The 25,458-nt window shown below is 63.5% G+C and carries 24 protein-coding genes and 1 tRNA gene; 13 read left to right on the top strand and 12 right to left on the bottom strand.

Going from position 1 to position 25,458, the window contains the following annotated elements; genetic code table 11:
- The first annotated feature begins 238 nt into the window (after positions 1–238).
- Positions 239–1,156 carry a UDP-3-O-acyl-N-acetylglucosamine deacetylase gene (lpxC, locus tag V6657_RS14375; protein WP_021196096.1) on the top strand — a complete coding sequence of 306 codons (918 nt, stop codon included), beginning with the start codon at positions 239–241 and terminating at the stop codon, positions 1,154–1,156.
- 49 nt (positions 1,157–1,205) lie between these two features.
- Here the strand turns inward: lpxC and V6657_RS14370 are convergent, their stop codons facing one another.
- Complete coding sequence (locus tag V6657_RS14370; protein WP_048933134.1) at positions 1,206–1,727, bottom strand: DciA family protein; 522 nt, start codon at positions 1,725–1,727, stop codon at positions 1,206–1,208.
- An 80-nt stretch (positions 1,728–1,807) separates the two neighbouring features.
- On the opposite strand from V6657_RS14370, the gene V6657_RS14365 reads away from it, so the two are divergent.
- The 5 genes from V6657_RS14365 to V6657_RS14345 all read left to right on the top strand — a co-directional run bounded on the left by V6657_RS14365 (position 1,808) and on the right by V6657_RS14345 (position 8,513).
- Positions 1,808–2,773: a M23 family metallopeptidase gene (locus tag V6657_RS14365; RefSeq protein WP_048933133.1), complete on the top strand. Its 966-nt coding sequence runs from the start codon at positions 1,808–1,810 to the stop codon at positions 2,771–2,773.
- Positions 2,774–3,023: 250 nt separating this feature from the next.
- On the top strand, positions 3,024–5,828 hold the full coding sequence (secA, locus tag V6657_RS14360) for a preprotein translocase subunit SecA (RefSeq protein WP_048933132.1): 2,805 nt from the start codon (positions 3,024–3,026) through the stop codon (positions 5,826–5,828).
- Between the two features lie 103 nt (positions 5,829–5,931).
- Positions 5,932–7,161: a bifunctional glutamate N-acetyltransferase/amino-acid acetyltransferase ArgJ gene (argJ, locus tag V6657_RS14355; protein WP_048933131.1), complete on the top strand. Its 1,230-nt coding sequence runs from the start codon at positions 5,932–5,934 to the stop codon at positions 7,159–7,161.
- A gap of 16 nt (positions 7,162–7,177) precedes the next feature.
- The gene (locus V6657_RS14350; protein WP_048933130.1) at positions 7,178–8,062 is read left to right on the top strand and encodes an ATP-binding protein; all 885 of its coding nucleotides are present in this window, start codon (positions 7,178–7,180) and stop codon (positions 8,060–8,062) included.
- Positions 8,040–8,513 carry an NUDIX domain-containing protein gene (locus tag V6657_RS14345; RefSeq protein ID WP_048933129.1) on the top strand — a complete coding sequence of 158 codons (474 nt, stop codon included), beginning with the start codon at positions 8,040–8,042 and terminating at the stop codon, positions 8,511–8,513. Before V6657_RS14350 ends, V6657_RS14345 begins: the two co-directional genes overlap by 23 nt.
- On the opposite strand, the gene yacG is transcribed toward V6657_RS14345, so the two are convergent.
- From yacG to ispB, 9 genes are all read right to left on the bottom strand, one after another.
- Positions 8,506–8,712 carry a DNA gyrase inhibitor YacG gene (gene yacG, locus V6657_RS14340; protein ID WP_048933128.1) on the bottom strand — a complete coding sequence of 69 codons (207 nt, stop codon included), beginning with the start codon at positions 8,710–8,712 and terminating at the stop codon, positions 8,506–8,508. The genes V6657_RS14345 and yacG overlap by 8 nt on opposite strands.
- A gap of 8 nt (positions 8,713–8,720) precedes the next feature.
- Positions 8,721–9,479: a cell division protein ZapD gene (gene zapD / locus V6657_RS14335; RefSeq protein ID WP_004633038.1), complete on the bottom strand. Its 759-nt coding sequence runs from the start codon at positions 9,477–9,479 to the stop codon at positions 8,721–8,723.
- Between the two features lie 118 nt (positions 9,480–9,597).
- Positions 9,598–10,212, bottom strand: a complete 615-nt coding sequence (coaE, locus tag V6657_RS14330; protein ID WP_048933127.1) for a dephospho-CoA kinase — start codon at positions 10,210–10,212, stop codon at positions 9,598–9,600.
- 13 nt (positions 10,213–10,225) lie between these two features.
- Complete coding sequence (locus V6657_RS14325; protein ID WP_048933126.1) at positions 10,226–11,107, bottom strand: A24 family peptidase; 882 nt, start codon at positions 11,105–11,107, stop codon at positions 10,226–10,228.
- A 4-nt stretch (positions 11,108–11,111) separates the two neighbouring features.
- Entirely contained in the window at positions 11,112–12,386 is a 1,275-nt protein-coding gene (locus tag V6657_RS14320; protein ID WP_048933125.1) for a type II secretion system F family protein, read from the bottom strand.
- Positions 12,387–12,430: 44 nt separating this feature from the next.
- On the bottom strand, positions 12,431–14,158 hold the full coding sequence (gene pilB, locus V6657_RS14315) for a type IV-A pilus assembly ATPase PilB (protein WP_048933124.1): 1,728 nt from the start codon (positions 14,156–14,158) through the stop codon (positions 12,431–12,433).
- 271 nt (positions 14,159–14,429) lie between these two features.
- Complete coding sequence (locus tag V6657_RS14310; protein ID WP_048933123.1) at positions 14,430–15,704, bottom strand: HlyC/CorC family transporter; 1,275 nt, start codon at positions 15,702–15,704, stop codon at positions 14,430–14,432.
- 159 nt (positions 15,705–15,863) lie between these two features.
- Positions 15,864–15,940: transfer RNA gene (locus V6657_RS14305), tRNA-Pro, on the bottom strand.
- A 26-nt stretch (positions 15,941–15,966) separates the two neighbouring features.
- Entirely contained in the window at positions 15,967–16,896 is a 930-nt protein-coding gene (gene ispB, locus V6657_RS14300) for an octaprenyl diphosphate synthase (RefSeq protein WP_048933177.1), read from the bottom strand.
- 339 nt (positions 16,897–17,235) lie between these two features.
- Here ispB and rplU point away from each other — a divergent pair, with 339 nt between their 5' ends.
- From rplU to proB, 4 genes are all read left to right on the top strand, one after another.
- Positions 17,236–17,547: a 50S ribosomal protein L21 gene (gene rplU, locus V6657_RS14295; RefSeq protein WP_004633023.1), complete on the top strand. Its 312-nt coding sequence runs from the start codon at positions 17,236–17,238 to the stop codon at positions 17,545–17,547.
- A 37-nt stretch (positions 17,548–17,584) separates the two neighbouring features.
- Positions 17,585–17,845 carry a 50S ribosomal protein L27 gene (rpmA, locus tag V6657_RS14290; RefSeq protein WP_004633021.1) on the top strand — a complete coding sequence of 87 codons (261 nt, stop codon included), beginning with the start codon at positions 17,585–17,587 and terminating at the stop codon, positions 17,843–17,845.
- A gap of 178 nt (positions 17,846–18,023) precedes the next feature.
- Positions 18,024–19,133, top strand: coding sequence for a GTPase ObgE (obgE, locus tag V6657_RS14285; RefSeq protein ID WP_048933121.1), 1,110 nt, complete (start codon positions 18,024–18,026; stop codon positions 19,131–19,133).
- 38 nt (positions 19,134–19,171) lie between these two features.
- The gene (gene proB, locus V6657_RS14280; protein WP_169341068.1) at positions 19,172–20,296 is read left to right on the top strand and encodes a glutamate 5-kinase; all 1,125 of its coding nucleotides are present in this window, start codon (positions 19,172–19,174) and stop codon (positions 20,294–20,296) included.
- 92 nt (positions 20,297–20,388) lie between these two features.
- Here proB and V6657_RS14275 read toward each other — a convergent pair whose 3' ends face one another.
- Positions 20,389–21,030 carry a CNP1-like family protein gene (locus V6657_RS14275; RefSeq protein WP_082170147.1) on the bottom strand — a complete coding sequence of 214 codons (642 nt, stop codon included), beginning with the start codon at positions 21,028–21,030 and terminating at the stop codon, positions 20,389–20,391.
- Positions 21,027–21,737, bottom strand: a complete 711-nt coding sequence (locus V6657_RS14270; RefSeq protein ID WP_048933120.1) for an RNA pyrophosphohydrolase — start codon at positions 21,735–21,737, stop codon at positions 21,027–21,029. Before V6657_RS14270 ends, V6657_RS14275 begins: the two co-directional genes overlap by 4 nt.
- Positions 21,738–21,966: 229 nt before the next feature.
- Here V6657_RS14270 and V6657_RS14265 point away from each other — a divergent pair, with 229 nt between their 5' ends.
- The 3 genes from V6657_RS14265 (at position 21,967) to V6657_RS14255 (ending at position 25,416) form a co-directional block, all read left to right on the top strand.
- Positions 21,967–23,691 (top strand): proline--tRNA ligase, encoded by a 1,725-nt coding sequence (locus V6657_RS14265; protein WP_048933119.1) that lies wholly within the window; start codon positions 21,967–21,969, stop codon positions 23,689–23,691.
- 14 nt (positions 23,692–23,705) lie between these two features.
- Complete coding sequence (locus V6657_RS14260; protein WP_048933174.1) at positions 23,706–24,461, top strand: lytic transglycosylase domain-containing protein; 756 nt, start codon at positions 23,706–23,708, stop codon at positions 24,459–24,461.
- Between the two features lie 70 nt (positions 24,462–24,531).
- Complete coding sequence (locus V6657_RS14255) at positions 24,532–25,416, top strand: 2OG-Fe(II) oxygenase (RefSeq protein WP_048933118.1); 885 nt, start codon at positions 24,532–24,534, stop codon at positions 25,414–25,416.
- Positions 25,417–25,458 lie beyond the last annotated feature (42 nt).

Raw genomic sequence — 25,458 nt, 5'->3', positions numbered from 1 at the left:
CGGAACTTCCCCCAAATGGCGGAGTACCGCCCGCCATCCCGCCCCGTCTCAAGGCTGACGAGACAGTGGCGCCAAATCTGCGTGCGCTAAGGTTGAGCAGAGTGTGTGCACCCCTAACATCCCGATACAAAAGTCGTTTTGAAGGCAGGGGTGTGAAAATGGTATGCTTAGGGTTATCACCTATGCGGACCGCATAGATAAAAACAATCGCAAAGCATTTCGTGAGTTGAGGGCGGCCATGTTGAAACAACGCACCATCAAGTCCGTCGTCAAGACCGTCGGCATCGGGTTGCACTCGGGCCGCAAGGTAACGTTGACGTTGCGCCCGGCTGCTGCAGGCACGGGCATCGTGTTCACGCGTGTCGACCTCGACCCGGCTGTTGAGATTCCCGCCAGCGCCAGCGCCATTGGTGATACCCGCCTGGCTTCCGTGCTGCAGAAGGACGGCGCCCGCGTGTCGACCGTCGAGCACCTGATGTCGGCGTGCGCCGGCCTGGGTATCGATAACCTGTATATCGACGTCGATGAGGAAGAGATTCCCATCATGGACGGCAGCGCGGCCTCGTTCGTGTTCCTGCTGCAATCGGCAGGCATCGAAGAGCAGGGCGCTGCCAAGCGCTTCATCCGCGTGACCAAGCCGGTGGAAATCCGCGAGGGCGACAAGCTCGCCCGCCTGGATCCGTACTTCGGTTTCAAGCTCGCATTCACGATCGAGTTTCGCCATCCGGCCATCGACAAGACCGGCCGGACCTTCGAAATCGACTTTGCTGACACCAGCTACACGCGCGAGATCGCCCGTGCGCGCACCTTCGGTTTTGCGCATGAGTTCGAGATGCTGCGCGAAGTGGGCCTGGCGCGCGGCGGCAGTCTCGACAACGCCATCGTGCTCGACGAGCACCGCATGCTGAACAATGATGAACTGCGCTACGGCGATGAGTTTGTCCGCCACAAGATCCTCGACGCCATTGGGGATTTGTACGTGGTGGGCCATCCGCTGATCGCCGCCTACACGGCGCACAAGTCGGGCCACGGCCTGAACAATGCGCTGCTGCGCGCGCTGCTGGCAGACGAAACGGCTTACGAGATTGTCACGTTCGACAAGGTAGAAGAAGCGCCGCGCGCCTTCCTGCCGCAGTTGCAACCAGCGTTTTCCTGATCGGTTGTCGCAGTTGCAAGGATGAAAAAAGCGCCCTACGGGGCGCTTTTCATTTGGGTGCCGCGCGCGGCGGGACATGCCTCGCAACCATCTCCGCCAAGGCCTGGCGCAGCGGCGAATCAGGCAATTCGTTGGCCAGCGCCGCCAGGCTGTTGATCCCAACTGTTGTCATCTTGGCGCGTTTAGGCGGCTTTTCGGTCTCTTGTGGCCATAAGCTGTCATTTCCGCCCTGCGGTTGTACCCGTACACGAATTGCGGTAATCTGCGATCCCCGGCGCTGCAGACGCTCCAGCAAGGTGGGTACCACCTGCCGTAAGCGCGCCGCAGCCGCGCTATGTGCGGCGAGCAACACCAAGGTCGCTTCCCGGCTATCGCGCGCATCGTTCTTGATGCCGCCGATCGCCACGCCGCCGCCTAAGCCGGGCGGCAAGAGCGACAACACCTCCGCTTCCAACGACGCCAATTGCTTGGCCGCCTGCATCAGCGGGCCGACCGAGCCGGCACCCGAGAGCCAGTCCTGGACCGGTTTTGCCACGGGCGTCTTGAGAGCGGGATGAACAAAGATTCGCATGCCGGCATTGTAGGGCGCTTCATTGCGCTTTCGTGCCGTTGGGCGGCTTTTTTGTCCCTTCTTGGGGCCATGGGCGAGCGATGCAGATCATCCTGATTCATCCGCGCAAGACTGGCGCGGTGCACCTGTCGCGGCGCAGTGTCGTCGCGGCCATCGGTGTGGCGCTGCTGGCCGTTGCGGCGTTGTCAGGCGGGGCGATGTGGCTGGCGGTCAAGCAGGGCCTGGTGCCTGGCGCCGTCCTGTCCGGTACCTCCGGTGCCGACACCAGCGTGACCCGCGAAAACCTCAACCTGATGGCTGCACGCATCGGTGAAATGCAGGCGCAGATGGTGCGCCTGGATGCACTGGGTGCCCGCGTGTCGGGCCTGGCTGGCGTGCCGCCGCGCGAGTTCGACTTCAAGTCGCAGCCCGGACGCGGCGGCCCCCAGGGCGCGTTCTCGCGTTCAATGTCGATGCCCGAGATTCAATCCGAACTCGACCGCCTGACGCGCTCCGCAGACCAGCGTAACGATTACCTCAGCGTGCTCGAGAGTACCCTGATGGACCGCCAGATCCACGCCAAGATGATGCCGACGGTGCGCCCGGTGGCGGTTGGCTACGACTCGTCGGGTTTTGGCACGCGTATTGATCCATTCACCGGCCGGCGCACACAGCACGACGGCGTGGATTTCGTCGCGCCCGTGGGCACGCCCATCGTGGCGGCGGCCGGCGGCGTGGTGGTGGCCAGCGAATACCGCAGTGATTACGGCAACATGGTCGACATCGACCACGGCAACGGTCTGAAGACGCGCTATGCCCACGCATCCAAGGTATTCGTGAAGATTGGTGACATCGTTAAGGCGGGTGAGCGCATCGCGCTGGTGGGTCGCACCGGACGTGCCACCGGGTCGCACCTGCACTTCGAGGTGCACGTCAACGACGTCCCGCAGAATCCGGTGGCCTTCCTGGAGAATGCAGGTCAGCCCAAAATGGCTGCCACCAAGGCGCCGGCCCAGCGGGTCGCGGCGGCTGATATCGGCAAGAGCATGGCCGCCGCCGGCCACTGACTGCGCCGGGTTGCAATCGGGGTGCCCGTCCCCAAATCAGCGTGATTGCGCGGCGACCCGGGTCGGTTCCGGTGCGCCGCGAAAGTGCGGCGTTCCTGCCACATCCGGCCGGTTTGCTGCCATCAAACGGGGGTTTTGCGCATGCTAAACTCCCGCCTTTGCGCCAACCCTATTCGGGCCGTTGCGTCGCCTGTGTTTCGCCGTCTCTCGCGAAGCGTTTTTTCGGGTGGTTCGCCGGCCCTAGCCATCGATGATCACGGGCCTTCTCAAGAAGATTTTCGGCAGCCGCAATGAGCGGCTGATCAAACAGTACCGCCGCAAGGTGGCGCAGATCAATGCGCTCGAGCCCAAGTTCGAGGCGCTCTCCGATACCGAGCTTCAGGCCAAGACCGAGGAGTTCCGCCAGCGCTTCGCCAAGGGCGAGACGCTGGACGCGCTGCTGCCCGAAGCGTTTGCCGTGTGCCGCGAGGCCAGCAAGCGCGTGATGAAGATGCGCCACTTCGATGTGCAGATGATCGGCGGCATGGTCCTTCATGACGGCAAGATCGCCGAAATGCGTACGGGTGAAGGCAAGACGCTGACGGCGACGCTGGCGGTGTACCTGAATGCCATCTCCGGCCAGGGCGTGCACGTCATTACGGTCAACGACTATCTCGCGCAGCGTGATGCGGAGTGGATGGGGCAGCTCTACAACTGGCTGGGCCTGTCGGTGGGGGTCAACCTGACCACCATGGACCACGACCAGAAGCAAGCCGCTTACGCGTCGGACATCACCTACGGCACCAACAATGAGTTCGGCTTCGACTACCTGCGCGACAACATGGTGTACGACGCCGGCCAGCGCGTGCAGCGTCCGTTGAACTACGCCATCGTCGATGAGGTCGACTCGATCCTGATCGATGAGGCGCGCACGCCGCTGATCATCTCGGGCCAGGCCGAAGACCATACCGACCTGTACCGTCGCATGAACGGCATCCCGGCACAACTCACGCGCCAGATCGGCGAAGAGAAGGCTGACGGCACGGGCGTTGAGAAGCCGGGCGACTATTACGTCGACGAGAAGTCGCACCAGGTCTACCTGACCGAATCGGGCCACGAAAAGGCTGAGCAGATCCTGCTGCAGGCCGGCCTGATCGGCGAGGGCGAATCGCTCTACGCGCCGCAGAACATCACGCTGATGCACCACCTGTACGCTGCTCTGCGCGCGCACAGCCTGTTCTTCCGCGATCAGCACTACGTGGTGCAGAACGGCGAAGTGGTGATCGTTGATGAATTCACCGGCCGCCTGATGACGGGCCGCCGCTGGTCTGATGGCTTGCACCAGGCGGTGGAAGCCAAGGAAGGCGTGCAGATCCAGCAGGAAAACCAGACGCTGGCGACCATTACGTTCCAGAACTACTTCCGCATGTACACCAAGCTGGCGGGCATGACCGGCACGGCGGATACGGAAGCGTACGAATTCCAGGAGATCTACGGCCTGGAAACCGTGGTGATCCCGACCAACCGCACGCCGCAGCGCAAGGACTTGCAGGATCAGATTTACAAGACCGGGAAGGAGCGCTACGACGCCGTCATCCGCGATATTCAAGATTGCTACGAGCGCGGTCAGCCGGTGCTGGTGGGCACCACGTCCATTGAAAACTCCGAGCTGCTGTCGAACCTGCTGAACCAGGTCAAGCTGCCGCACCAGGTGCTCAATGCCAAGCAGCACGAGCGCGAGGCTGCCATCATCGCGGAAGCGGGCCGCCCCAAGGCGATCACCATTGCGACCAACATGGCCGGTCGCGGTACCGACATCGTGCTGGGCGGCAACGTGGAGAAGCAATCCGGCTTCGTGATGGCCGATGCATCGCTCTCCGATGAAGAGAAGGCCAAGCGCGTGAAGACGCTGCAGGACGAATGGCAATCGCTGCACGAGCAGGTGAAGGCGGCTGGCGGTCTGCATATCGTCGGCACCGAGCGCCATGAATCGCGCCGCATCGACAACCAGTTGCGCGGCCGTGCTGGCCGTCAGGGTGACCCGGGTTCGTCGCGTTTCTACCTGTCGCTGGACGACCAGCTGCTGCGCATTTTCGCGGGCGACCGCGTGCGCGCCATCATGGACCGCCTGAAGATGCCCGAAGGCGAGCCGATCGAAGCCGGCATTGTCACGCGCTCGATCGAATCGGCGCAGCGCAAGGTGGAAGGCCGCAACTTCGACATCCGCAAGCAACTGCTGCAGTACGACGACGTTGCCAACGACCAGCGCCGGGAAATCTACAAGCTGCGTAACGAGATCCTCGAGGCCGGTGATATTGGCGATGTCGTCAAGAACCTGCGCGAATCCGTGTTCACCGAGCTGTTCCGCACCTACGTGCCGGCCGAGACCATGGAAGAGCAGTGGGACGTCGCCGGTTTGGAGAAGACGCTGCGCGAAGACTGGGGCGTCGACCAGCCGCTGGTGAAGACGCTGGAAGCGGCCCAGTCGATCGAAGATGAAGAGCTGCTGACGATGGTGCTGGAAGCCGCCGAAGCGGTGTACGACGGCAAGGTGGCGCAGGTTGGTCGCGAGTCCTTCGCCGGCTTCGAGCGTTCGGTGATGCTGCAGAGCCTCGATACACACTGGCGCGAGCACCTGGCTGCGCTGGACATGCTGCGCCAGGGTATCCACCTGCGCGGCTATGCGCAGAAGGACCCGAAGCAGGAATACAAGCGCGAGTCGTTCGAACTGTTCGGCCGCTTGCTTGACACCATCCGCAACGAAGTCACGCGTATCGTCTTCACGGTGCGCATCCAGTCGCAGGAGCAACTGGAACAGGCTTCGGAGCAGATCGAAGAAGACCTGTCGGCGCTCTCCAACGTGCAGTACAAGCACGACGAGTTCAGCGAGTTGGCCGAAGTGGCCGCGGGCGATGCCGAGGTTCACGGCGCTGCTCCGGGTATGGCGGCGCCCCGTTCGGCGGCATCCGCTGCTGCGGCGGCACTGGCGGGCGAAGTGCCCAAGGTTGGCCGCAACGATCCGTGCCCGTGCGGTTCGGGCAAGAAGTACAAGCAGTGCCACGGCAAGCTGGCCTGACGCTGCTCACACGCGCCGCCTGTGCGGCGCCGCATTTCCTTGCCGTTTTCTGTTGATTCACGATGCCCGCAATGCGGGCATCCTCATTTGAAAGGTGTGCTCCATGGCTGTGAATCTCGTTGCGCCTGCCGCTGACTCCCTGTTGTCGATCGACGGCGTAGACCTTGGCTGGGCCGAGGCCGGTGTCCGCAAGGCCAATCGCAAGGACGTGCTGCTGGTACGTATTGCCGAGGGTTCGAGCGTGGCCGGCGTGTTCACGCAGAACCGTTTCTGTGCAGCACCCGTGCAGGTGTGCCGCGAACATCTGGCCAGTGGCAAGGGCGCACGCGCCATCGTTGTGAATACGGGCAATGCCAACGCTGGTACAGGCGCCCCCGGCCTCGCGCATGCACGCCAGACGTGCGATGCGGTGGCCAAGCTGCTAGGCGTATCGGCGGAGCAGGTGCTGCCGTTCTCGACGGGCGTGATTCTGGAGCCGCTGCCGGTTGATCGTATCGTTGCCGGTCTGCCGACTGCGCAGGCCAATGCCAAGCCGGACAACTGGCTGGCGGCCGCAGAAGCCATCATGACGACCGACACGGTGCCCAAGGCTGCGTCTGCCACGTGCACGCTGTCGGGCACGACGGTGCGCATGTCGGGCATCAGCAAGGGTGCGGGCATGATCCGCCCGAACATGGCGACGATGCTCGGCTTCATTGCCACCGATGCCAACGTGGACGAAGCCGTGCTGCAAGGCCTCGTGCGCTACGCCGCCGACCACTCGTTCAACAGCGTGACGGTGGACGGCGATACGTCGACCAATGACTCGTTCGTCGTCATCGCCACGGGCCGCGCCGGCACGCCGCGCATCGACTCCGAATCGCATCCCGACTATGCCGCGCTGCGCGATGCGCTGACCGGCCTTGCACAAGACCTCGCGCAGAAGATCGTGCGCGACGGCGAGGGTGCGACCAAGTTCATGGCCATCCAGGTGGAAGGCGGCCGCACTGTTGAGGAGTGCCGCCAGATCGCCTACGCGGTCGCGCACTCGCCGCTGGTCAAGACCGCGTTCTACGCATCGGACCCCAACCTGGGCCGCATCCTGGCCGCCGTCGGCTATGCCGGCGTGAACGACCTGGACGTGAACGGCGTCAACCTGTGGCTCGACGATGTGTGGGTCGCGCGCGATGGCGGCCGCAACCCCGACTACCGCGAAGAAGACGGCCAGCGCGTGATGAAGCAGGCCGAGATCACCGTGCGCATCGCACTCGGCCGTGGCGATGCCACCGCCACCGTGTGGACGTGCGATTTCTCGCACGACTACGTGTCGATCAACGCGGACTACCGTTCGTAATCCGGAGCGCGCCGCGATGTCGTCCGACCTTTCCGCACGGCTTGACCGCTTCCTGGGGCGGCTCGAGCAATGGCTGCCGCCCGAGTTGACCGAAGCCGACTGGAACGAGGCGGTCGCTTTCCGCTGGCGCAAGCGCCAGAGCCTGTTTGGCAACATCGGTTATCTCTCGCCGATCCGCCAACTGCCGCCGATTCATCTGAGCGATCTGCACAACATCGAGCGCCAGAAAGACGCCATCGTCGCCAACACGCGCCAGTTCGTAAGCAAGCTGCCGGCCAACAACGTGCTGCTCACGGGCGCGCGCGGCACCGGCAAGTCGTCGCTCATCAAGGCGTGCCTGAACGCGTTCGTGAAGGAAGGCCTGCGCCTGGTCGAAGTCGACAAGGATGACCTGGCCGACCTGGGCGATATCGTCGAGCAACTCGCGCAGCGCCCCGAGCGCTTCGCGATCTTCTGCGACGACCTCTCGTTCGAAGAAGGAGAATCGGGCTACAAGGCGCTGAAGTCCGCGCTGGATGGCTCGGTGGCCACACAGTCGGACAACGTGCTGATCTACGCCACGTCCAACCGGCGCCATCTACTGCCCGAGTACATGAAGGACAACGAGACTTACCAGCACACATCGGACGGCGAGATCCATCCGGGTGAAGTGGTGGAAGAGAAGATCTCGTTGTCGGAACGCTTCGGGCTGTGGCTGTCGTTCTATCCGCCCAAGCAGGACGAATACCTGACCATCGTCGGCCACTGGCTCAAACACTTCGGCTGCAGCGATGAGGACATCGCCGCTGCCCGTGGCGATGCGCTGGTGTGGGCGCTGGAGCGCGGCTCGCGTTCGGGCCGTGTGGCATGGCAGTTTGCCCGCGACTGGGGTGGCAAGCATGGGCGGCAGCATGTCGACTGACAACCTGACGCAAGTGCCGCCGAAGGGTGTGCCAACCCACACGCCCGACGGTCGCAAGATCACCGAAGTCGCCGTCGGCGTGCTCGTGCAACCGGACGGCCAGTTCCTGCTGGCGCAGCGCCCCGAGGGCAAGCCGTATGCGGGCTACTGGGAGTTTCCTGGCGGCAAGCTGGAAGCGGGCGAATCCGTGGAGGCTGCGCTCACACGCGAGCTGAAGGAAGAGCTGGATGTCACGCTGCGCACCTGCGTGCCGTGGCACACCATCGAGCACGATTACCCACACGCCTACGTGCGGCTGCACTTCTGCAAGGTCACGGCGTGGGAAGGCACGCTGCGTGCGCTGGAAGGCCAGGATTTCGCCTGGCAGACGCTGCCGATCAGCGTCGATCCGGTGTTGCCGGCGACGCTGCCCGTGTTCGAATGGATGCGCGAAGAAGCGACGGCTAGTTGAGCTTGCCGCTCGGATCACCGCCCGGAGTTTCGGGCGGTAGGTCGTCATCTTCTACCACAGGAATCGTGTACTGCTCGGCAGCCCAGGCGCCGAGGTCGATCTGTTTGCAGCGCTCGGAGCAGAAGGGGCGATAGCGGCTCTCCGGCACCCAAGGCACCGGCTTGCCGCAGGTTGGGCATTTGACGGTCTTCACATTCATGGCGCGGCTCAGAAATTGCAGAGCTTCAGCTGGAACGGGATATCCGCGTCGACCGGCTTGGGGCGCAGGTCACCATCCTGCTGTGTGAAGCGCACCCAGAGCATGTACTTGTTGGCGCTGATCTCGGGAATGAAGCCCAGCGCCGACTCATCCAGGCGCACCTGCATGAGCTGGTACACGCGGCCCGACAGCATCTGCTGATAACTACCGGCGTTAGCAATCACCTTGCCACTCTGGCCAGATTCGCGCAGCAGGCGCAGCACGATCATCGTGGCATCGCGCAGCGGTACCAGGGGCTGGGCCCATTTGATGATGTCGGCGCGACGGCGCTCGGCGGGGTGATGCTGCCATGCAAAATACGCCGGCAGATCAAATTCGCACGTACCGCCCGGGATGATGGCGCGGCTGCGGATGCTCGTCAGCCACTCGTTGTCGGCGATGAGCTGCCCGGCCTTGCCGTGTGTGGCGGTGAGGTTGCCCGAGGCGGTTTCCAACTCGCTGATAACGGCGTCGAGCGCGTCCTGGTCGATCTGCGGATTGGCGCGCAGCGCGGTGAGCGTCTGGCGCTGGCGATCGAGTTCTTTGAGCAGGTCGGATTTGAGGTCGGCGCGACCGGCCACGTCGACCACCTCGAACAGCGTGGTCAGCGCCACATGGTGCTGCAGCGGGTGTTCCTGCACGAGAAAGAAATCCAGCCGCTCGAACAGATCTTCGAGCCGCAGCAGCGTTCGAATGCGTTCGTTGAAGGGATATTCGTACAGGATCAAAACTTGGGTGCCCGATTTGGCTGGCACGAAGCCCGTTTGGCTTCGATCTGCCCGCATTCTATGCGAGACCCTCGCGCATCACAATGCAAAGGGGTGTGAAGCCGCCTTTCAGATGGTTTCAACTCGTCCGCCAGGCTTGGTCCAGTCGGTCGATCTGCGGGAGCAGGTCGGCCAGTGTTCCGCTGTTGTCGATCACGTCGTCGGCGGCAGCCAGGCGAGCTTCGCGCGAGGCCTGGCGGGCAATGATCGCCTCCACTTGCGTACGTGGCAGGCCATTGCGGGCGATCACACGGGCGATCTGGGTTTCGACGGGGCAGTCGACCACCAGAATGCGGTCGACCAGCGCGCGCCAGCTTTGATGACCGGCTAGCGATTCCACCAGCAACGGAACGACGTAGACAAGGTACGGATGTGCCTCCGATGCCTGCGCGGCTGCGCCACGTGACAGGGCGATCTCCCGGATCAGCGGATGCGTGATCTGCTCGAGCCGCGCCCTGGCTGTTGCATCGGAGAAAGCGAGGGCGCGCATGGCGTCGCGGTCCATGGCACCGTCGGCACGCAGGATGCCGGGGCCGAAGGCTTCGACCAGCTTGGGAATGGCGGCGCCGCCCGGCGCGCTGATCTCGTGGGCGATGGCGTCGGTGTCGACGATGGCGGCACCGCGCTCAGCCAGGCGGTCCGCCACATAACTCTTGCCGCTGCCAATGCCGCCGGTCAGGCCGATTACGCGCATGCTGGCGGCGTCCCTAGGGCGCGAGCAGGGGAGAGAGCCCTGTCAGCACGATCAACTGCGGGCCAGCCAGCAGGGCAATCACGCCCGCGCCGGCAATGAACGGCCCAAACGAGAAAGGCGATTCGCTGCTGATGCCGCGTGCCATGCGGAACAGCCCGAAGACCAACCCCACCACCGAAGACAGCAGCACGAGCAGCGGCAACGCCTGCCAGCCGAACCACGCGCCGAGTGCGGCCATGAGCTTGAAGTCTCCATAGCCCATGCCTTCACGGCCGCGCAGCAGCTTGTAGGCCCAGTAGATCGACCACAGGAAGAGGTAGCCCGCCATCGCGCCGATCACTGCGTCGTGCAGGTGCGCGAACATGCTGAACAGGTTCACGCCCAGCCCGAGCCAGAGCAACGGCTGGGTGATGGCGTCGGGCAGCAGTTGGGTGTCGGCGTCGATCATCGTGCCGGCGACCAGGAACCACAGCAGCACGGCCGAAGCCACCGCCACCCAGGTTGGCCCAAAGTGCCAGAAGCAGGCTCCCGTAAGCAGGCCGGTGACCAGTTCGACCGCGGGATAGCGCCACGAGATGGACGTCTTGCAGGCGCTGCAACGACCGCGCAGGGCCAGCCAGCTCACCACGGGGATGTTTTCGACGGCCTTGATCTGGTGCCCGCACGAAGGGCAGGCCGAGCGCGGCACGACCAGGTTGTACGCGTCAGGATGCGGGAGCGGTTCCTCGCGCAACTCGGCGATGTAGTTGGCCTCCTCGCGCTCGATCATGCGGGGCAGGCGGTGGATCACCACGTTGAGGAAGCTGCCGACGAGCAGGCCAACCAGCCCGCCCATCCCGATGACAAACCACGCCGGCAGTTGTGCCAGCGTGGGGATGACAAAGACATCAGGCATTGCGTCAGACCACCGTACCAAGCTTGAAGATGGGCAGGTACATCGCCACCACCATACCGCCGATCATCACACCCAGGAAGACGATGATGATCGGCTCGATCAAGGTAGAGATGTTGGCGACAGCATCATCCACTTCGCGTTCATAGAACTCAGCCACCTTGAGCAGCATATTGTCCAGCGCGCCGGATTCTTCGCCGATCTGCGTCATCTGCAGGACCATGTTGTCGAACACGTGGGTGGCCTGCATGGCATTGGTCAGGCTGGTACCAATGCGCACCGCCTGTTGGATCTCCAGGGTGGCATCGTGATAGATCCAGTTGCCGGCAGCGCCAGCCACGGAGTCCATCGATTCCACCAACGGTGTGCCTGCGGCAAACATGGTAGCCAGCGTGCGCGTCCACCGTGCGATCGTTGCCTTGCGGATGATGTTGCCGAAGATGGGTATTCTCAGAATGAAGCGATGCGTGGAGCGCTGAACGTTCTCAGACCTCTTGAACGCGCGTGTGAATAGTGCAATGCCGATGACTGGGCCCAGCACAATGGGAATCCACCACTTCACGAAGAAGTCCGAGATTGCGATCACGAAAAGTGTCGGGGCCGGCAGATCCGCGCCAAAGCTGGAAAACACGCCCTTGAACGACGGCACCACGAAGATCATCAGCACCACCGTCACCGCAAACGCCACCGTCAGCACCGAGATCGGGTAGATCAAGGCCGACTTGATCTGCGCTTTCAGTGCGAGCGACTTTTCCATATACATCGACAGGCGCTCGAGCAGGGCGTCGAGAATACCGCCCTGTTCACCCGCGTCGATCAGGTTGCAGTACAGCGTGTCGAAGTACTTCGGATGGCGCCGGAAGGCGGCGGCCATGCTGCTGCCAGACTCGATATCGGCACGGATTTCCGTCAGCAGTTGCGTGAAGTTCGGGTTGGCGTGGCCCTTCGCAATGATGTCGACGGATTGCAGCAGCGGCACGCCGGCCTTGAGCATGGTCGAGAGTTGGCGGGTGAAGTACGCCACGTCCTTCGGCGTGATCTTTTTGCCTCGGGCAGCGCGGCGGCGCTTGGACTTCGTGATCGACAGGCCCTGCTTGCGCAGGACGGCATTGACTTCGGTGATGCTCTCCGCGCGCATCTCGCCCTTGAAGATCTTGCCTTTGCGGTCTTTGCCTTCCCACTCGAAGATGTACTGCGTGGGCGCCTTCGTGGTGGCGGTCTTGCCGGCCGTGCGTTTGGGCGCGGCGGCCGCGCGGTTGGCGGCAGGTGCTCGTGTGGCCATGGTTGGTTCCTACCCCCCGGTATGGGAACGATTGATCGAGAAGGTTATTGGTTCGTCGTGGCCAGCACTTCCTCGAGGGAAGTCTGCCCCGCCTTGACTTTTCTCAGGCCCGATTCGCGCAGCGACAGCACGCCTTCCTTGCGCGCCTGCTCAGCGATCTGCAGCGCTGTGCCGTGCGTGAGAATGATTTCCTGGATCGCCTCGGTAATCGGCATGACCTGATAGATGCCGACCCGGCCCTTGTAGCCGCTGCCGTTGCAGGTCTCGCAGCCGACCGGGTGATACGGTTGCCACGAGCCGTCGAGATCGGCCTCTGTAAAGCCGGCGTCGAGTAGCGTTTCCTTAGGCAGTGGCCCCGGTTTCTTGCATTCCTTGCACAGCCGGCGCGCCAGACGTTGCGCCGTGATCATCAGCACCGACGATGCGATATTGAACGGCGCCACGCCCATGTTCATCAGGCGGGTCAGCGTGGTCGGGGCATCGTTGGTGTGCAGCGTGGAGAACACCAAGTGACCGGTCTGTGCGGCCTTAATTGAGATGTCCGCCGTTTCCAGATCCCGGATTTCGCCGACCATGATGATGTCCGGATCCTGACGCAGGAACGACTTGAGCGCCGCCGCGAAGGTCAGCCCCGCCTTGTCGTTCACATTGACCTGGTTGATACCGGGCAACTGGATTTCCGCCGGGTCTTCGGCCGTGGAAATATTGATGTCGCCCTGGTTCAGCTTGTTCAGGAAGGTGTACAGCGACACCGTCTTGCCCGAACCCGTCGGACCCGTCACCAGCACCATGCCGTACGGGCGCTTGATCACGTCGAGCAGCAACTGCTTCTGCTCGGGCTCATAGCCGAGCTGATCGATGTCGAGCCGCTCGGTGGACGACTCCAGAATCCGGATCACGATCTTTTCGCCAAACAGCGTCGGCAGCGTCGACACCCGGAAGTCGATGGCGCGCTCGATCGTTTCCTTGTTGTCCTTGTCCTTCTTGTCTTTCGGGACGGTGATGAGCAGCTTCATGCGGCCGTCTTGCGGCACACGCTTCTCGGAGATGTCCAGGCGCGAGAGCACCTTGATGCGGGTGGCAATCTTGTCGCGGATATCCAGCGGCGGCTGCGCGACCTGCGCAAGGATGCCGTCGATGCGGAAGCGCACGCGGTAAAACGTTTCAAACGGCTCGAAGTGCAAGTCCGATGCGCCGCGCAGCAGGGCTTCGGTAAAGAGCTTCTGCAGGAAGCGCACCACGGGGGCATCGTCGATGCCGTCGGCGGTGGTGCGGCGCGTGGCGGCAGCGGCGCCCGCGTCGTACTCGATCTGCTTGGCTTCCTGCATGGGGAAGAGCGACTTGATCTCGGCCGGCGCCTCGTTGGCAAGGCTCAGCTGGCGTACCAGCTTGTCGTGCTCGACGATGACCGTTTCGATCGCCACGTTCATCTTCTGGCGCAGCTCTTCGATCGGTTTCGGGTCGCTCGGGTCGGACGTGGCCAGGATTAGGCGGTTGTCGCGGCGGCCCAGCGGCAACAGGCGCATCTGGGCGAAGTGCTTGTTGGCCGTCAGTACGGCCGGCACGGTGTCGAGCTTGTACTGGGCCAAGTCCAGCAGCGGCATCTGGTACTTGCCGGCCACGAACACGGCCAGATCGTGCGCGCTCATGATCCCGCTGCCCACCAGTTCGTCGATCAGCTGCGTGCGCTTTTCGCGCGCGCTCTGCTCCAACTGGGTGAGTAGCGTCGGCGCGATTCGCCGGCTCTGTGCTAGAGCGAGTCCGAGTGTCATGAGTCCAGTCCGTCAGGCTGCCGCTGACCATTTCAGCGCACACCCAGCCCCACTGCCTTGCGTGTGCGCCCGCCCCCCAAGGCGAGTTTGTTCTATGTTTGCAGCCGGTACCCCACCCATTCGTGGGGGGTGGTGCCCGGAACCGGGGCAGTTTGCCGACCGCCCCTGGATTTGTAAAGCGCACATCAAAGCGCAGCTTGCATTTGTGCCACATCGGCAAAAAACCGCCCGGACTGAAGTTTTTGGCCCCGTTTCTGTCTTGCGGGTGGCCTCAGCTACGCTTGCTCGCCGCCGGCCGGTGCAGCCGCACCGTGCGGATCGATTGGTTGTCCATCTGTACGATGTCCATCACGCACCCGGCAATCTTGACGCTGACCGTCGCCTCGGGAATCTCTTCCAGCACTTCGAGTACCAGCCCGTTGAGCGTCTTCGGGCCATCGATCGGCAGGGCCAGGCCCAGGCGCCGGTTCAGGTCGCGCAGCGACATCCCCGCATCAGCAAGATAGGCGCCCTCGGCATCCCAGGCGAGCTTGCCGGCGTTCGGCAGCGTGGTGGTGAACTCACCAATCATCTCTTCGATGATGTCTTCCAGCGTCACGAGCCCCAGCATGTCGCCGTACTCGTTGACGATCAGGCCAATGCGGCGGCGGTTTTCCTGAAAGTACTGTAGTTGCCGAAACACAGGCGTGCCGCTCGGCACGAAGTACGGCTGCACCAGCAGTGCACGGAAGTCGTCATGTGTGAGCTCGGTGTCGCCCAGCAGCGACAGCACCTTGCGCACGTGCAGAATGCCAATGACCTGGTCGCTGTCCTGCTCGAACACGGGCAACTTGTTGTGATAGCAGGTCTCCAGTTGCTGGATCACCTCGTGAATCGGGCGCGACAGGTCGAGTGACTCGACACGGGCGCGCGGCGTCATCACGTCGTCGACGGTGATGGCGTCAAGGTCGAACAGGTTGAGCAGGATGCTGCGGTGCTTATGCGGGATGAAGTTGCCCGATTCCAGCACCAGGGTGCGCAGCTCCTCTGTGGACATGCGTTGCTCCGGCGCGGCTTTCGTGTTGATGCGTGCCAGGCGCAGCACCCCCATGGCGAAGGCGTTGACCACAGCCACCAGCGGCATCGTGATCTTCAGCAGTGGTGCAATGACGAAGCTTGCCGGAAACGCAATGCGCTCCGGGTAGGTTGCCCCGACGATCTTGGGTGCGATCTCGCAGAAAATGATGATGAGGAAAGCGACCACTGCCGTGGCGATGGACAGTGTCGTCCCGCTATTGCCAAAGTAGTGGATGGCAAGGGTGGTGATCAGCACCGGCACGGCCGTGTTGATCAGACTGTTGCCGATCAGGATGAACGAGAGCAGCTTGTCGGTCTTCCCCAACAACTGCTGGGTATTGCGCGCGCCCGAGACGTTGGACTTGGCGAGATGGCGCAGGCGATGGCGGTTGAGCGCCATCATCGCGGTTTCGGAAATCGAGAAGAAGGCGGAGCAGCACAACAGCAGCACGACGGCGCCGATTTGTGCCCAGAGCGGCCAAGAGTCCAAGGTGGGAGCGGAAGAAAAGCAAGGCGCCCACTATAACAGAGGGGTTTGTCGCGCTAATGCGGGCGGCGGCTGCGCGTGCCGTTGCCGCAGGCGGACGTCCAGAAACAAAAAAGCCCAGCAGTTGCTGGGCTTGATGTCCTTGATCGACAAGGGAATTTCTGGTCGGGGTGAGAGGATTCGAACCTCCGGCCTCTACGTCCCGAACGTAGCGCTCTACCAGGCTAAGCTACACCCCGATGCTTCTTCGTAGTTCTCGTGCTGGTCAGGACTGACGTTGCAGCGAGAAAGCACACAAGTCTATCAGCGTCTGGCGGAAAAGGGAAGGGGGTAATGCATTTGCTGCAGTTTCTGCGGCTGCGGCTTCGCGTTCAGCGGCTTGGCGCGTGTATTCCAGCGCGCCCGAGGCTTGAATCGCAGCGAAGATCGCGTCGAAATGTTCGGTGCCGCCTTGCTCGATGGCCTGGCGCACCAGAGCACGTTGCTCTTCCGTGCCGTTGCGTAGCAGATAGATAAGCGGCAGCGTCGGCTTGCCTTCGCGCAAATCGTCTCCGGCGTTCTTGCCCATCTGGTCGGCGGTGGCGGTGTAGTCGAGCAGGTCATCGACGATCTGGAACGCGGTGCCAATGCGGCGGCCGTATTCTGCGGCGGCCTCTTCGGTGGCGGCATCCGCGCCCGAGAGCACCGCGCCGATCTGCGCGGCGGCCTCGAACAGCTTGGCGGTCTTGTAGCGGATCACCTGCAGGTAGCGCTCCTCCGTCACGTCGGGGTCGTGCATGTTCAGCAGCTGCAGGACCTCGCCCTCGGAAATGATGTTGGTGGCATCGGCCAGGATTTGCATGATGCGCATGCTGTTGGCCTGCACCATCATCTGGAAGGCGCGCGAGTACAGGAAGTCGCCCACCAGCACGCTGGCTGCATTGCCGAACACAGCGTTGGCGGTCTTGCGGCCGCGGCGCAGGTCGGACTCGTCGACCACGTCGTCGTGCAGCAGCGTGGCGGTGTGGATGAACTCGACCACCGCGGCCAGCTCATGGTGATACTCGCCCTTGTAACCCAGCGCATTGGCCACCAGCAGCAGGATCACCGGACGCAGGCGCTTGCCGCCGGCGCTGATGATGTATTCGCCAATCTGGTTGATCAGCACCACCTCGGAGCCCAAGCGGCGGCGGATCACGGCATCGACGGCGCGCATGTCTTCAGCGACAGGGGCGAGCAGGACGGAGGCGGAGGTCTGGGTCAAGGCGAATTCCGGCGGAAGGCGGTGTGACGGATGATTGGCTTGCGCGCGTTCGATGCGGCGCAAAAACCGCGAGATTATAGAGCAAGCAGGTGACTTGCCCCGGCAGTGCGGCGACAGCCAAGTGGCGTGGCAGGCCGTTGCGCGGGCAATACGCGATTAGCCTTTGATTTGCTTGGGTTTTTCTTGTATAGTTGCGAGTTCTCTGTGTCCGCTTTCCGTGCAGACGGGTTGCAGGCGGCGCAAGAGTCACGTTTAGTTCAAGAATTAACGTTCTTTTATCGAGGTCCGACAATGTACGCGGTCGTAAAAACCGGCGGTAAGCAATACAAGGTTGCTGCTGGCGAAAAACTTAAAGTAGAACAGATACCGGCGGACGTTGGCGCAGAAATCACGCTTGACCAGGTGCTCGCAGTGGGCGCTGGCGACCAACTCAAGGTTGGTGCGCCTCTGGTGAGCGGTGCTGCCGTCAAAGCCACCGTCATCTCCCACGGTCGTCACGACAAAGTGCACATCTTCAAGATGCGCCGTCGTAAGCACTACCAAAAGCGCCAAGGGCATCGTCAAAATTACACCGAGTTGCGTATCGACTCGATCGTGGCCTAAGGCTGCATCGTCTACGTAACCGGATAGGAGTTCAGTCATGGCACAGAAAAAAGGCGGCGGTTCCACACGGAACGGCCGCGATTCCGAGTCGAAGCGCCTGGGCGTTAAGGTGTACGGTGGCCAAGCCATCAACGCTGGCGGCATCATCGTTCGCCAACGCGGCACCCGCACGCACGCTGGCGTGAACGTGGGTATGGGCAAGGACCACACCCTCTTCGCGCTGGTCGATGGCCACGTGAAGTTCGCCAACCGCGGCGAAGGCAAGAAGCAGTTCGTCGACGTTGTTCCGGCGGCCTGATTCAGCCTTGTAGTCAAAAGGCCCCGCACCCCGTGCGGGGCTTTTTCGTTTCTGACGCTAACAAAACGCGATGCCTGATCCTGGGCAGTACGATGTTCCAGGCGCGTTCTGTTAGCGATGGCGCAGCAGCGCCGATTCTTTTACCTGCCGTGCGCACGCCGCACGGGCGGAGACCTCCATGAAGTTCATCGACGAAGCCCGGATTGAAGTGATCGCTGGTGACGGCGGCAACGGCAGCGCCTCGATGCGCCGCGAGAAATTCGTCCCGTTCGGCGGGCCGGATGGCGGCGACGGCGGGCGCGGTGGCAGCGTGTGGGCGGTGGCTGACCGCAACATCAACACCCTGATCGACTACCGCTTCGCCAAGAAGCACCTTGCGCGCAACGGCGAAAACGGCCGCGGTGCGGATTGCTATGGCGCTGCTGGTGAAGACATCACGCTGCGCATGCCGGTCGGCACTGCCATCTACGACGCCGACACGGAAGAGCTGATCGCCGACCTGACGCTCGACGGCCAGCGCCTGTGCCTGGCGCAGGGCGGCGAGGGCGGCTGGGGCAACATCCACTTCAAGTCGAGTACCAACCGCGCACCGCGCCAGAAGACCGACGGCAAGGCCGGCGAGCGCCGCAACCTGCGCCTCGAGCTGAAGGTGCTAGCCGATGTGGGTCTGCTCGGCATGCCGAACGCCGGCAAGTCGACACTGATCACCGCTATTTCCAACGCGCGCCCGAAGATCGCCGACTACCCGTTCACGACGCTGCACCCGAACCTCGGTGTGGTGCGCACGGGCCCGTCGAAGTCGTTCGTGGTGGCCGACATTCCCGGCCTGATCGAAGGCGCTGCCGAAGGTGCGGGCCTGGGTCACCAGTTCCTGCGACACCTGCAGCGCACGCGCGTGCTGCTGCACGTGGTGGACCTTGCCCCGTTCGACGAGGCAGTCGACCCGGTAGCTGAAGCCAAGGCCATCGTCGGCGAGCTGAAGAAATACGATGCTGAGCTGTACGACAAGCCGCGCTGGCTGGTGCTCAACAAGCTCGACATGGTGCCCGAGGACGAACGCGAAGCCCGCGTGAAGGACTTCGTCAAGCGCTTCAAGTGGAAGGGCCCAGTGCACCGCATTTCTGCGCTGACGCACGATGGCACGCAGGCACTGGTGCACGCCATTCAGGAGTATCTCGACGAGCTGCGCGCCGAAGAGGACGCCGCAGCGGCTGCACCTGACCAACGTCTGGACCCGTCGCTGCACAACGTCAGTCATGACAGCGGCGACGACAGCGCCAACGCATAAAACACACAACACCAACATCCTTCGGAGACACGCCCACCATGGCCCTGCGTTCGCTGATTGCCGATGCGCGCCGCCTTGTCGTCAAGGTTGGTTCCAGCCTGGTCACCAACGATGGTCGCGGTCTGGACCAGGCGGCCATCGCCCGCTGGGCGGCGCAGATCGCTGCGCTGCGTGCGGCTGGTAAAGAGGTCGTGCTGGTGAGCTCTGGCGCCATCGCCGAGGGCATGCAGCGGCTGGGTTGGACCAAGCGCCCGAAGGAAATCCATGAGCTGCAGGCCGCCGCTGCCGTCGGACAGATGGGGCTGGCGCAGGTGTATGAATCCGAGTTCGCGCGGCACGGCATCCGTACGGCGCAGGTGCTGCTCACGCATGGCGATCTGGCGGATCGCGAGCGCTACCTCAATGCGCGTTCCACGCTGCTCACGCTGCTGAGCCTGGGCGTGGTGCCGATCATCAACGAGAACGACACCGTCGTCACCGATGAAATCAAATTCGGCGACAACGACACGCTGGGCGCGCTCGTCACCAACTTGATCGAAGGCGACGCGCTGATCATCCTGACCGACCAGCGTGGCCTGTACACGGCCGACCCACGCAAGGACCCGGACGCGCGCTTCGTCGATGAGGCACAAGCCGGCATGCCTGACCTGGAACAGATGGCCGGTGGCGCAGGCTCCAGCATCGGCAAGGGCGGCATGCTGACCAAGATTCTGGCGGCCAAGCGTGCGGCCAAATCTGGGGCGCACACCATCATCGCCTCGGGGCGTGAGGCCGACGTGCTCGCGCGGCTGGCCAACGGCGAGGCTATCGGCACGCAACTGCGCGCGCAGACCGGGCGCATGGCGGCTCGCAAACAGTGGATGATCGACCATCTGCAATTGCGTGGTCGCGTGGTGCTGGACGCCGGTGCAGTGGACAAGCTCACCGCGGGCGGCAAGTCGTTGCTGCCGATCGGCGTGACCGAAGTGCAGGGCGAGTTTGCGCGCGGGGAGGTGATCTCCTGCGTGGATGCGGCCGGTCGTGAGGTGGCGCGGGGGCTGACGAACTACTCGTCGGCCGAGGCCCGGCTGATTGCGCGTAAGGCATCGTCGGAGATTGAAGCGGTGCTGGGCTACGTCAGCGCTGCTGAGCTGGTGCACCGGGACAACCTGGTACTGCTCTGATCGCCGATGTGAGCTACCAGGGCTCAACGCGCAACAGCAAAAAATAAGGGGATGAACCCAACGGTCATCCCCTCAGATCAAGCCGTTATCTCTTACGGCCCGGTAATCCCTCTTCCCGAATCCTTCAGCCGGCGCACCAGCGTCGCGGGTTTTCCGTCCCCGGCTACCGACCGTACGTCACAGAAGTACGCGCGCATCAGCGCTGAGGCATAGTTCGTCGGGCCGCCGTTGCCGACGCGCTGCCAGTCGGTGGCAGGCTTGTAGGCGTTCATGCTGGCGGATTCCGCATTCGCGGTTTCGTTCATGTCGATGGCGCGGTTGCCGATCCACTGGTTGGTGTCGTTGCGCAGCGTGGCGTAGATGCGGCGCTCTGCCGTGTCGCAGCGCATGCCCTCGTAGTTGACGTTGCGCGCGCCGGTCTTGCTGGTGATCAGCACGGTGTAGCGCACCACATTGTCGGTACCGATCGACACCGACTTCGGGTCGATGGCAAAGCGCAGCGGCGAATCATTGCGACCACCCACATCGAACGGCACGGCATCACGATCGACCGGCGGGGCGGGGAAGGTGACGGCATCTTCCTTGAAGGGCTTGTCGTTGAACGGGTCCATCAACAGCTTGTCTTCGATGTTGCCGGTGGGGGCGTGGCCGCATGCCGTCAGCGCCAGCGCAGTCGCCAGCGCGAACGGCACGAGAGCGCGGCGCGCTCCCCGTGTCGTCGTCTTCACATTCACGAGTTGTCCTTGGGACGTGTGTCTTCGGGGTTGGAGGATGAGGCTGGCTCGGTCGTCGTCACCGTCTCGACGATGACCGTCGTGGTGGTGACCGTCATCACCGATTGGGGGCGAGGGTCGCGCGCATTTTGCCCGCCAGGGCGGTTGTCGCGGCCTTCGTTGCCGCCGCGATTGTCTGCCCGGTGGTCGCGGTGCTGCCCGCCGCGTCCATACGGAGACAGCGGCGCGCGATTCTGCCGCTGCACGAAGCGTGAAAGCTCCGACAGCGCCAGTTGATACACCTCGCGCTTGAACTCGATCACGGCTTCCAGAGGCACCCAGTACTGGCTCCACCGCCAGGCATCGAATTCCGGATGCTCGGTGGCGCGCAGCTGGATGTCGCAATCGCGACCGACCATGCGCAGCAGGAACCAGATCTGTTTCTGGCCCCGGTAATGACCGCGAATCTCGCGGCGGATGAACTTGTCCGGCACCTCATACCGCAGCCAGTCGCGTGTGCGACCGACGATCCGGACGTGTTCTGGCAACAGGCCGACTTCTTCGTGCAGTTCGCGGAACATCGCTTGTTCGGGTGTCTCACCGTACTTGATGCCGCCTTGTGGAAACTGCCAGGAGTGCTCGCCAATGCGCTTGCCCCAGAACACCTCGTTTCTTGCGTTGATGAGGATGATGCCGACGTTCGGGCGGAAGCCTTCACGATCGAGCATGACTGCACCTCGAATACTTTAGAATTACGCCGATTATAGAGCGGTGCATCGTCCTTCTGTGTCCTGATGGCCGGATGCCGCAATGTTGCCGCTCACTCGCGCCTCCTGGGGGAGGAGCGCCTCGCGTTCAGATGTGCGCCTGGCGTCTCGCCGTATCCCTTGATTCCGGTGGCTTTTGCCCTTGTCCTCGCGGCTTTGCATGGCCGCGCCATCCCTTATTGTCAGTCGCATGAAAGCGTCCCAGTTCTTCATTTCCACGCTCAAGGAAGCGCCCGCCGACGCGGAGATCGTGTCGCACAAGTTGATGATGCGTGCCGGCATGATCAAGAAGCTCGGCGCGGGCCTCTATACGTATATGCCCGTGGGTCTGCGCGTGATCCGCAAGGTCGAGCAGATCGTCCGCGAGGAAATGAACGCCGCCGGCGCGGTGGAAGTGCTGATGCCAGTGGTGCAGCCGGGTGAGCTGTGGCAGGAGACCGGCCGCTGGGACAAGATGGGCGACGAACTGCTGCGCTTCAAGGATCGCCACGAGCGTGACTTTGTCGTCCAGCCGACGTCGGAAGAGGTGGTGACCGACATCGCCCGTACCGAGATCCGCTCGTACAAGCAGCTGCCGATCAACTTCTACCAGATCCAGACCAAGTTCCGCGACGAGCGCCGTCCGCGCTTCGGCATCATGCGCGGCCGCGAATTCACCATGAAGGACGCGTACTCCTTCGACCGCGATGCGGAAGCCCTGAAGGTGTCGTACCAGAAGATGTACGACGCCTACACGCGCATCTTCCAGCGCTTCGGCCTGCAGTTCCGCGCGGTGGCGGCCGACAACGGCGCCATCGGCGGGTCGGGCTCGCATGAATTCCACGTGATCGCCGAGACGGGCGAAGACGCCATCGTCTACTGCCCGAATTCGGACTACGCCGCCAACATCGAGGCCGCAGAGGCCGTCGCGCCCGCCACGCCGCGCGCCGCTGCCGCCGAGGCGCTCACCAAGACGCACACGCCGGGCCGTGCCAAGTGCGAGGCCGTGGCCGAGCAACTGGGTATTCCGCTGCAACGTACGATCAAGTCGATCGTGCTGGCCACCGACGTCGAGGGCGGCGAGCCCCAGATCTGGCTGCTGCTGCTGCGCGGCGATCATGAACTCAACGAGGTCAAGGCATCGAAGGTGCCGGGCCTGGCCGATTTCCGCTTTGCGACCGAAGGCGAAATCCTGCGTGCGTTTGGCACGCGCCCCGGCTACCTCGGCCCGATCGGCACCAAGCTGCCGGTCAAGGTGGTGGCTGACCGCACGGCGGCAGCCATGAGCGACTTTGTCGTCGGCGCCAACGAAGAGGACTACCACTTCACCGGCGCCAACTGGGGCCGCGATCTGCCCGAGCCCGAAGTCCATGACCTGCGCAACGTGGTGGAAGGCGACGCCTCGCCGGACGGCAAGGGTACGCTGGCGATCTGCCGCGGCATCGAAGTCGGCCACGTCTTCATGCTGGGCACGCGCTACTCTGAAGCGATGAACGCCACTTTCCTCGACGAAAACGGCAAGACCCAGCCGATGGTGATGGGCTGCTACGGCATCGGCATCACGCGGATTCTGGGTGCGGCCATCGAGCAGAACTACGATGCGCGCGGGATCATCTGGCCGGCGTCGATTGCACCGTTCCAGGTGGTGATCTGCCCGGTCGGCTACGACCGCTCCGATGCCGTGCGCGAGGAAGCCGATCGCCTGCACGCCGAGCTGGTAGCCGCAGGCATCGACGTGATGCTGGACGACCGTGGCGAGCGCCCAGGCGCGATGTTCGCCGACTGGGAACTGATCGGCGTGCCGTTCCGCGTGGTGGTGGGCGACCGCGGCCTGAAGGAAGGCAAGCTGGAATTCCAGGGCCGCCGCGACGAAGCCGCCACCGCAGTAGCGCCGGCCGATGTGCTGGCGATACTGAAGGCGCGTCTCGCGCAGTAATGGAGCTGACCCGCATGCGCCGCTTCCTGTCTGCCCGCTCGATCGCCGCCGCGCTGTGCGCAGGGGCATTGCTTACGGGCACGCAGGCGGCGTGGGCGGGGGCCCAGAAAGAGGAATACCTGGCGGACTCCGTGCGCAGCGCGCTGTCTGCCGCCGTGGCCGACAGCCGTCCGCTGCGCCCGGTGTTCGCCAACAATGACGAGCAACTCGGCTACCTGCGCTGGCTGGCCGAGATGTCGGTGCGTATGTCGGGCAAGATCCCGCAGGCGTCGGTACGCGTTGAGCTGATCGAAACCGCGTATTACGAGGCCAAGCGTGCAGGGCTGGACCCGGCGCTGGTGCTGGGGCTGATGCAAGTGGAAAGTGGCTTCCGCAAGTACGCCATGAGCAGCGCGGGCGCCATGGGCCTGATGCAGGTGATGCCGTTCTGGACGCGCAGCATTGGCGACAAGGACACGCGCAAGCTCTTCCACCTGCAGAGCAACCTGCGCTACGGCTGCACGATCCTGCGACATTACCTCGACATCGAAGGCGGCAATCTTTATCTGGCACTGGGCCGCTACAACGGCAGTCGCGGTCAGCCGCAGTATCCGAATGCGGTGCTGGCGGCGTGGAAGCGCTGGCAGTATCAGGAGTCGAGTGCGCTGACCGTATCGGCACCTGTGCCGGCTGAGGCGCCGCCGCCGCGTGCCAAGGCGCTGCCGGATGTGCCGGCGCGCAATCCGTTCTCGCCGATGCGTATTGCAGCAGGTTCGGCGGGCGGTTCCTGATCGGTCTTCGTATTGTGGTCGGCCTACAATAAGGCCATCTTTTTCGTTCGCCGCATCCGCGTCACTCTGCATGACCACCACCCAACCTTACGCGACGATGTCCGACGCGCTGCACGACTGGCTGCAGCGTCACGTGGCAGAAGGCTTCGAGGCTGATCCGCTGGTCGCCTCGATGGTGCAGTCCGGCTACGACCGCGCTTTTGCGCGCCGCGTGGTGGACGAGGCGCTTGCCAAACGCCCGCCCGCGCCCGCCGTAGCACCCGTGCCGGCGCCCGCTGCCCAATCTGCGCAAGCTGCCGACGGGGCCGTCGAGAACAGCAACGCCGTGCGCACCGCCGATGGCGACATCCCCATCCTGTTTGCGCTGGAGACGCCGCGCATCGTGCTGTTCCAGCATTTCCTGTCGGACGAGGAGTGCGACCAGCTCATCGCGCTGGGACATCACCGCCTGAAGCGTTCGCCCGTGGTGAACCCGGAAACGGGCGAGGAGAACCTGATTTCCGCGCGCACCAGCGAGGGCGCGATGTTCCAGGTGGGCGAGCATGCGCTCATCGCCAAGATCGAGGCGCGCATCGCTCAGGCCACCGGTGTGCCGGTCGAACACGGCGAAGGTTTTCAGGTGCTGCACTACCAGCCCGGCGGCGAGTACCAGCCGCACTTCGATTTCTTCAACCCCGGCCGCAGCGGCGAGGCGCGGCAGCTCGAAGTGGGCGGCCAACGCGTGGCAACGCTCGTCATCTACCTGAACAGCGTGCAAGCGGGCGGTGCGACGGGCTTTCCGAAGCTGGGCCTGGAGGTGGCGCCGGTCAAGGGCAATGCGGTCTTCTTCGTCTACAAGCGCCCCGATGGCACGTTGGACGAGGACACACTGCACGCCGGCCTGCCAGTCGAGCGCGGCGAGAAGTGGATCGCCACCAAGTGGCTGCGCGAGCGGCCGTATCGTCGCGGCGCGTGAGTGGTGCGAATTCCCCGGGGACGTGGGGTGCCACCATCCCGG

This window comes from Ralstonia sp. RRA (assembly GCF_037023145.1).
Lineage (GTDB): Bacteria > Pseudomonadota > Gammaproteobacteria > Burkholderiales > Burkholderiaceae > Ralstonia.
Note: the sequence above shows the minus strand (reverse complement) of the source record. Positions and strands in the feature narration are given on the sequence as shown.

Coding starts and splice junctions, on each gene's coding strand:
- lpxC (WP_021196096.1), top strand. CDS start 239: ATGTTGAAACAACGCACCATCAAGTCCGTCGTCAAGACCGTCGGCATC.
- V6657_RS14370 (WP_048933134.1), bottom strand. CDS start 1,727: ATGCGAATCTTTGTTCATCCCGCTCTCAAGACGCCCGTGGCAAAACCG.
- V6657_RS14365 (WP_048933133.1), top strand. CDS start 1,808: ATGCAGATCATCCTGATTCATCCGCGCAAGACTGGCGCGGTGCACCTG.
- secA (WP_048933132.1), top strand. CDS start 3,024: ATGATCACGGGCCTTCTCAAGAAGATTTTCGGCAGCCGCAATGAGCGG.
- argJ (WP_048933131.1), top strand. CDS start 5,932: ATGGCTGTGAATCTCGTTGCGCCTGCCGCTGACTCCCTGTTGTCGATC.
- V6657_RS14350 (WP_048933130.1), top strand. CDS start 7,178: ATGTCGTCCGACCTTTCCGCACGGCTTGACCGCTTCCTGGGGCGGCTC.
- V6657_RS14345 (WP_048933129.1), top strand. CDS start 8,040: ATGGGCGGCAGCATGTCGACTGACAACCTGACGCAAGTGCCGCCGAAG.
- yacG (WP_048933128.1), bottom strand. CDS start 8,712: ATGAATGTGAAGACCGTCAAATGCCCAACCTGCGGCAAGCCGGTGCCT.
- coaE (WP_048933127.1), bottom strand. CDS start 10,212: ATGCGCGTAATCGGCCTGACCGGCGGCATTGGCAGCGGCAAGAGTTAT.
- V6657_RS14325 (WP_048933126.1), bottom strand. CDS start 11,107: ATGCCTGATGTCTTTGTCATCCCCACGCTGGCACAACTGCCGGCGTGG.
- V6657_RS14320 (WP_048933125.1), bottom strand. CDS start 12,386: ATGGCCACACGAGCACCTGCCGCCAACCGCGCGGCCGCCGCGCCCAAA.
- pilB (WP_048933124.1), bottom strand. CDS start 14,158: ATGACACTCGGACTCGCTCTAGCACAGAGCCGGCGAATCGCGCCGACG.
- ispB (WP_048933177.1), bottom strand. CDS start 16,896: ATGCGCGCCGTCGATGCCGTGATCCGCCGCCGCTTGGGCTCCGAGGTG.
- rplU (WP_004633023.1), top strand. CDS start 17,236: ATGTACGCGGTCGTAAAAACCGGCGGTAAGCAATACAAGGTTGCTGCT.
- rpmA (WP_004633021.1), top strand. CDS start 17,585: ATGGCACAGAAAAAAGGCGGCGGTTCCACACGGAACGGCCGCGATTCC.
- obgE (WP_048933121.1), top strand. CDS start 18,024: ATGAAGTTCATCGACGAAGCCCGGATTGAAGTGATCGCTGGTGACGGC.
- proB (WP_169341068.1), top strand. CDS start 19,172: ATGGCCCTGCGTTCGCTGATTGCCGATGCGCGCCGCCTTGTCGTCAAG.
- V6657_RS14270 (WP_048933120.1), bottom strand. CDS start 21,737: ATGCTCGATCGTGAAGGCTTCCGCCCGAACGTCGGCATCATCCTCATC.
- V6657_RS14265 (WP_048933119.1), top strand. CDS start 21,967: ATGAAAGCGTCCCAGTTCTTCATTTCCACGCTCAAGGAAGCGCCCGCC.
- V6657_RS14260 (WP_048933174.1), top strand. CDS start 23,706: ATGCGCCGCTTCCTGTCTGCCCGCTCGATCGCCGCCGCGCTGTGCGCA.
- V6657_RS14255 (WP_048933118.1), top strand. CDS start 24,532: ATGACCACCACCCAACCTTACGCGACGATGTCCGACGCGCTGCACGAC.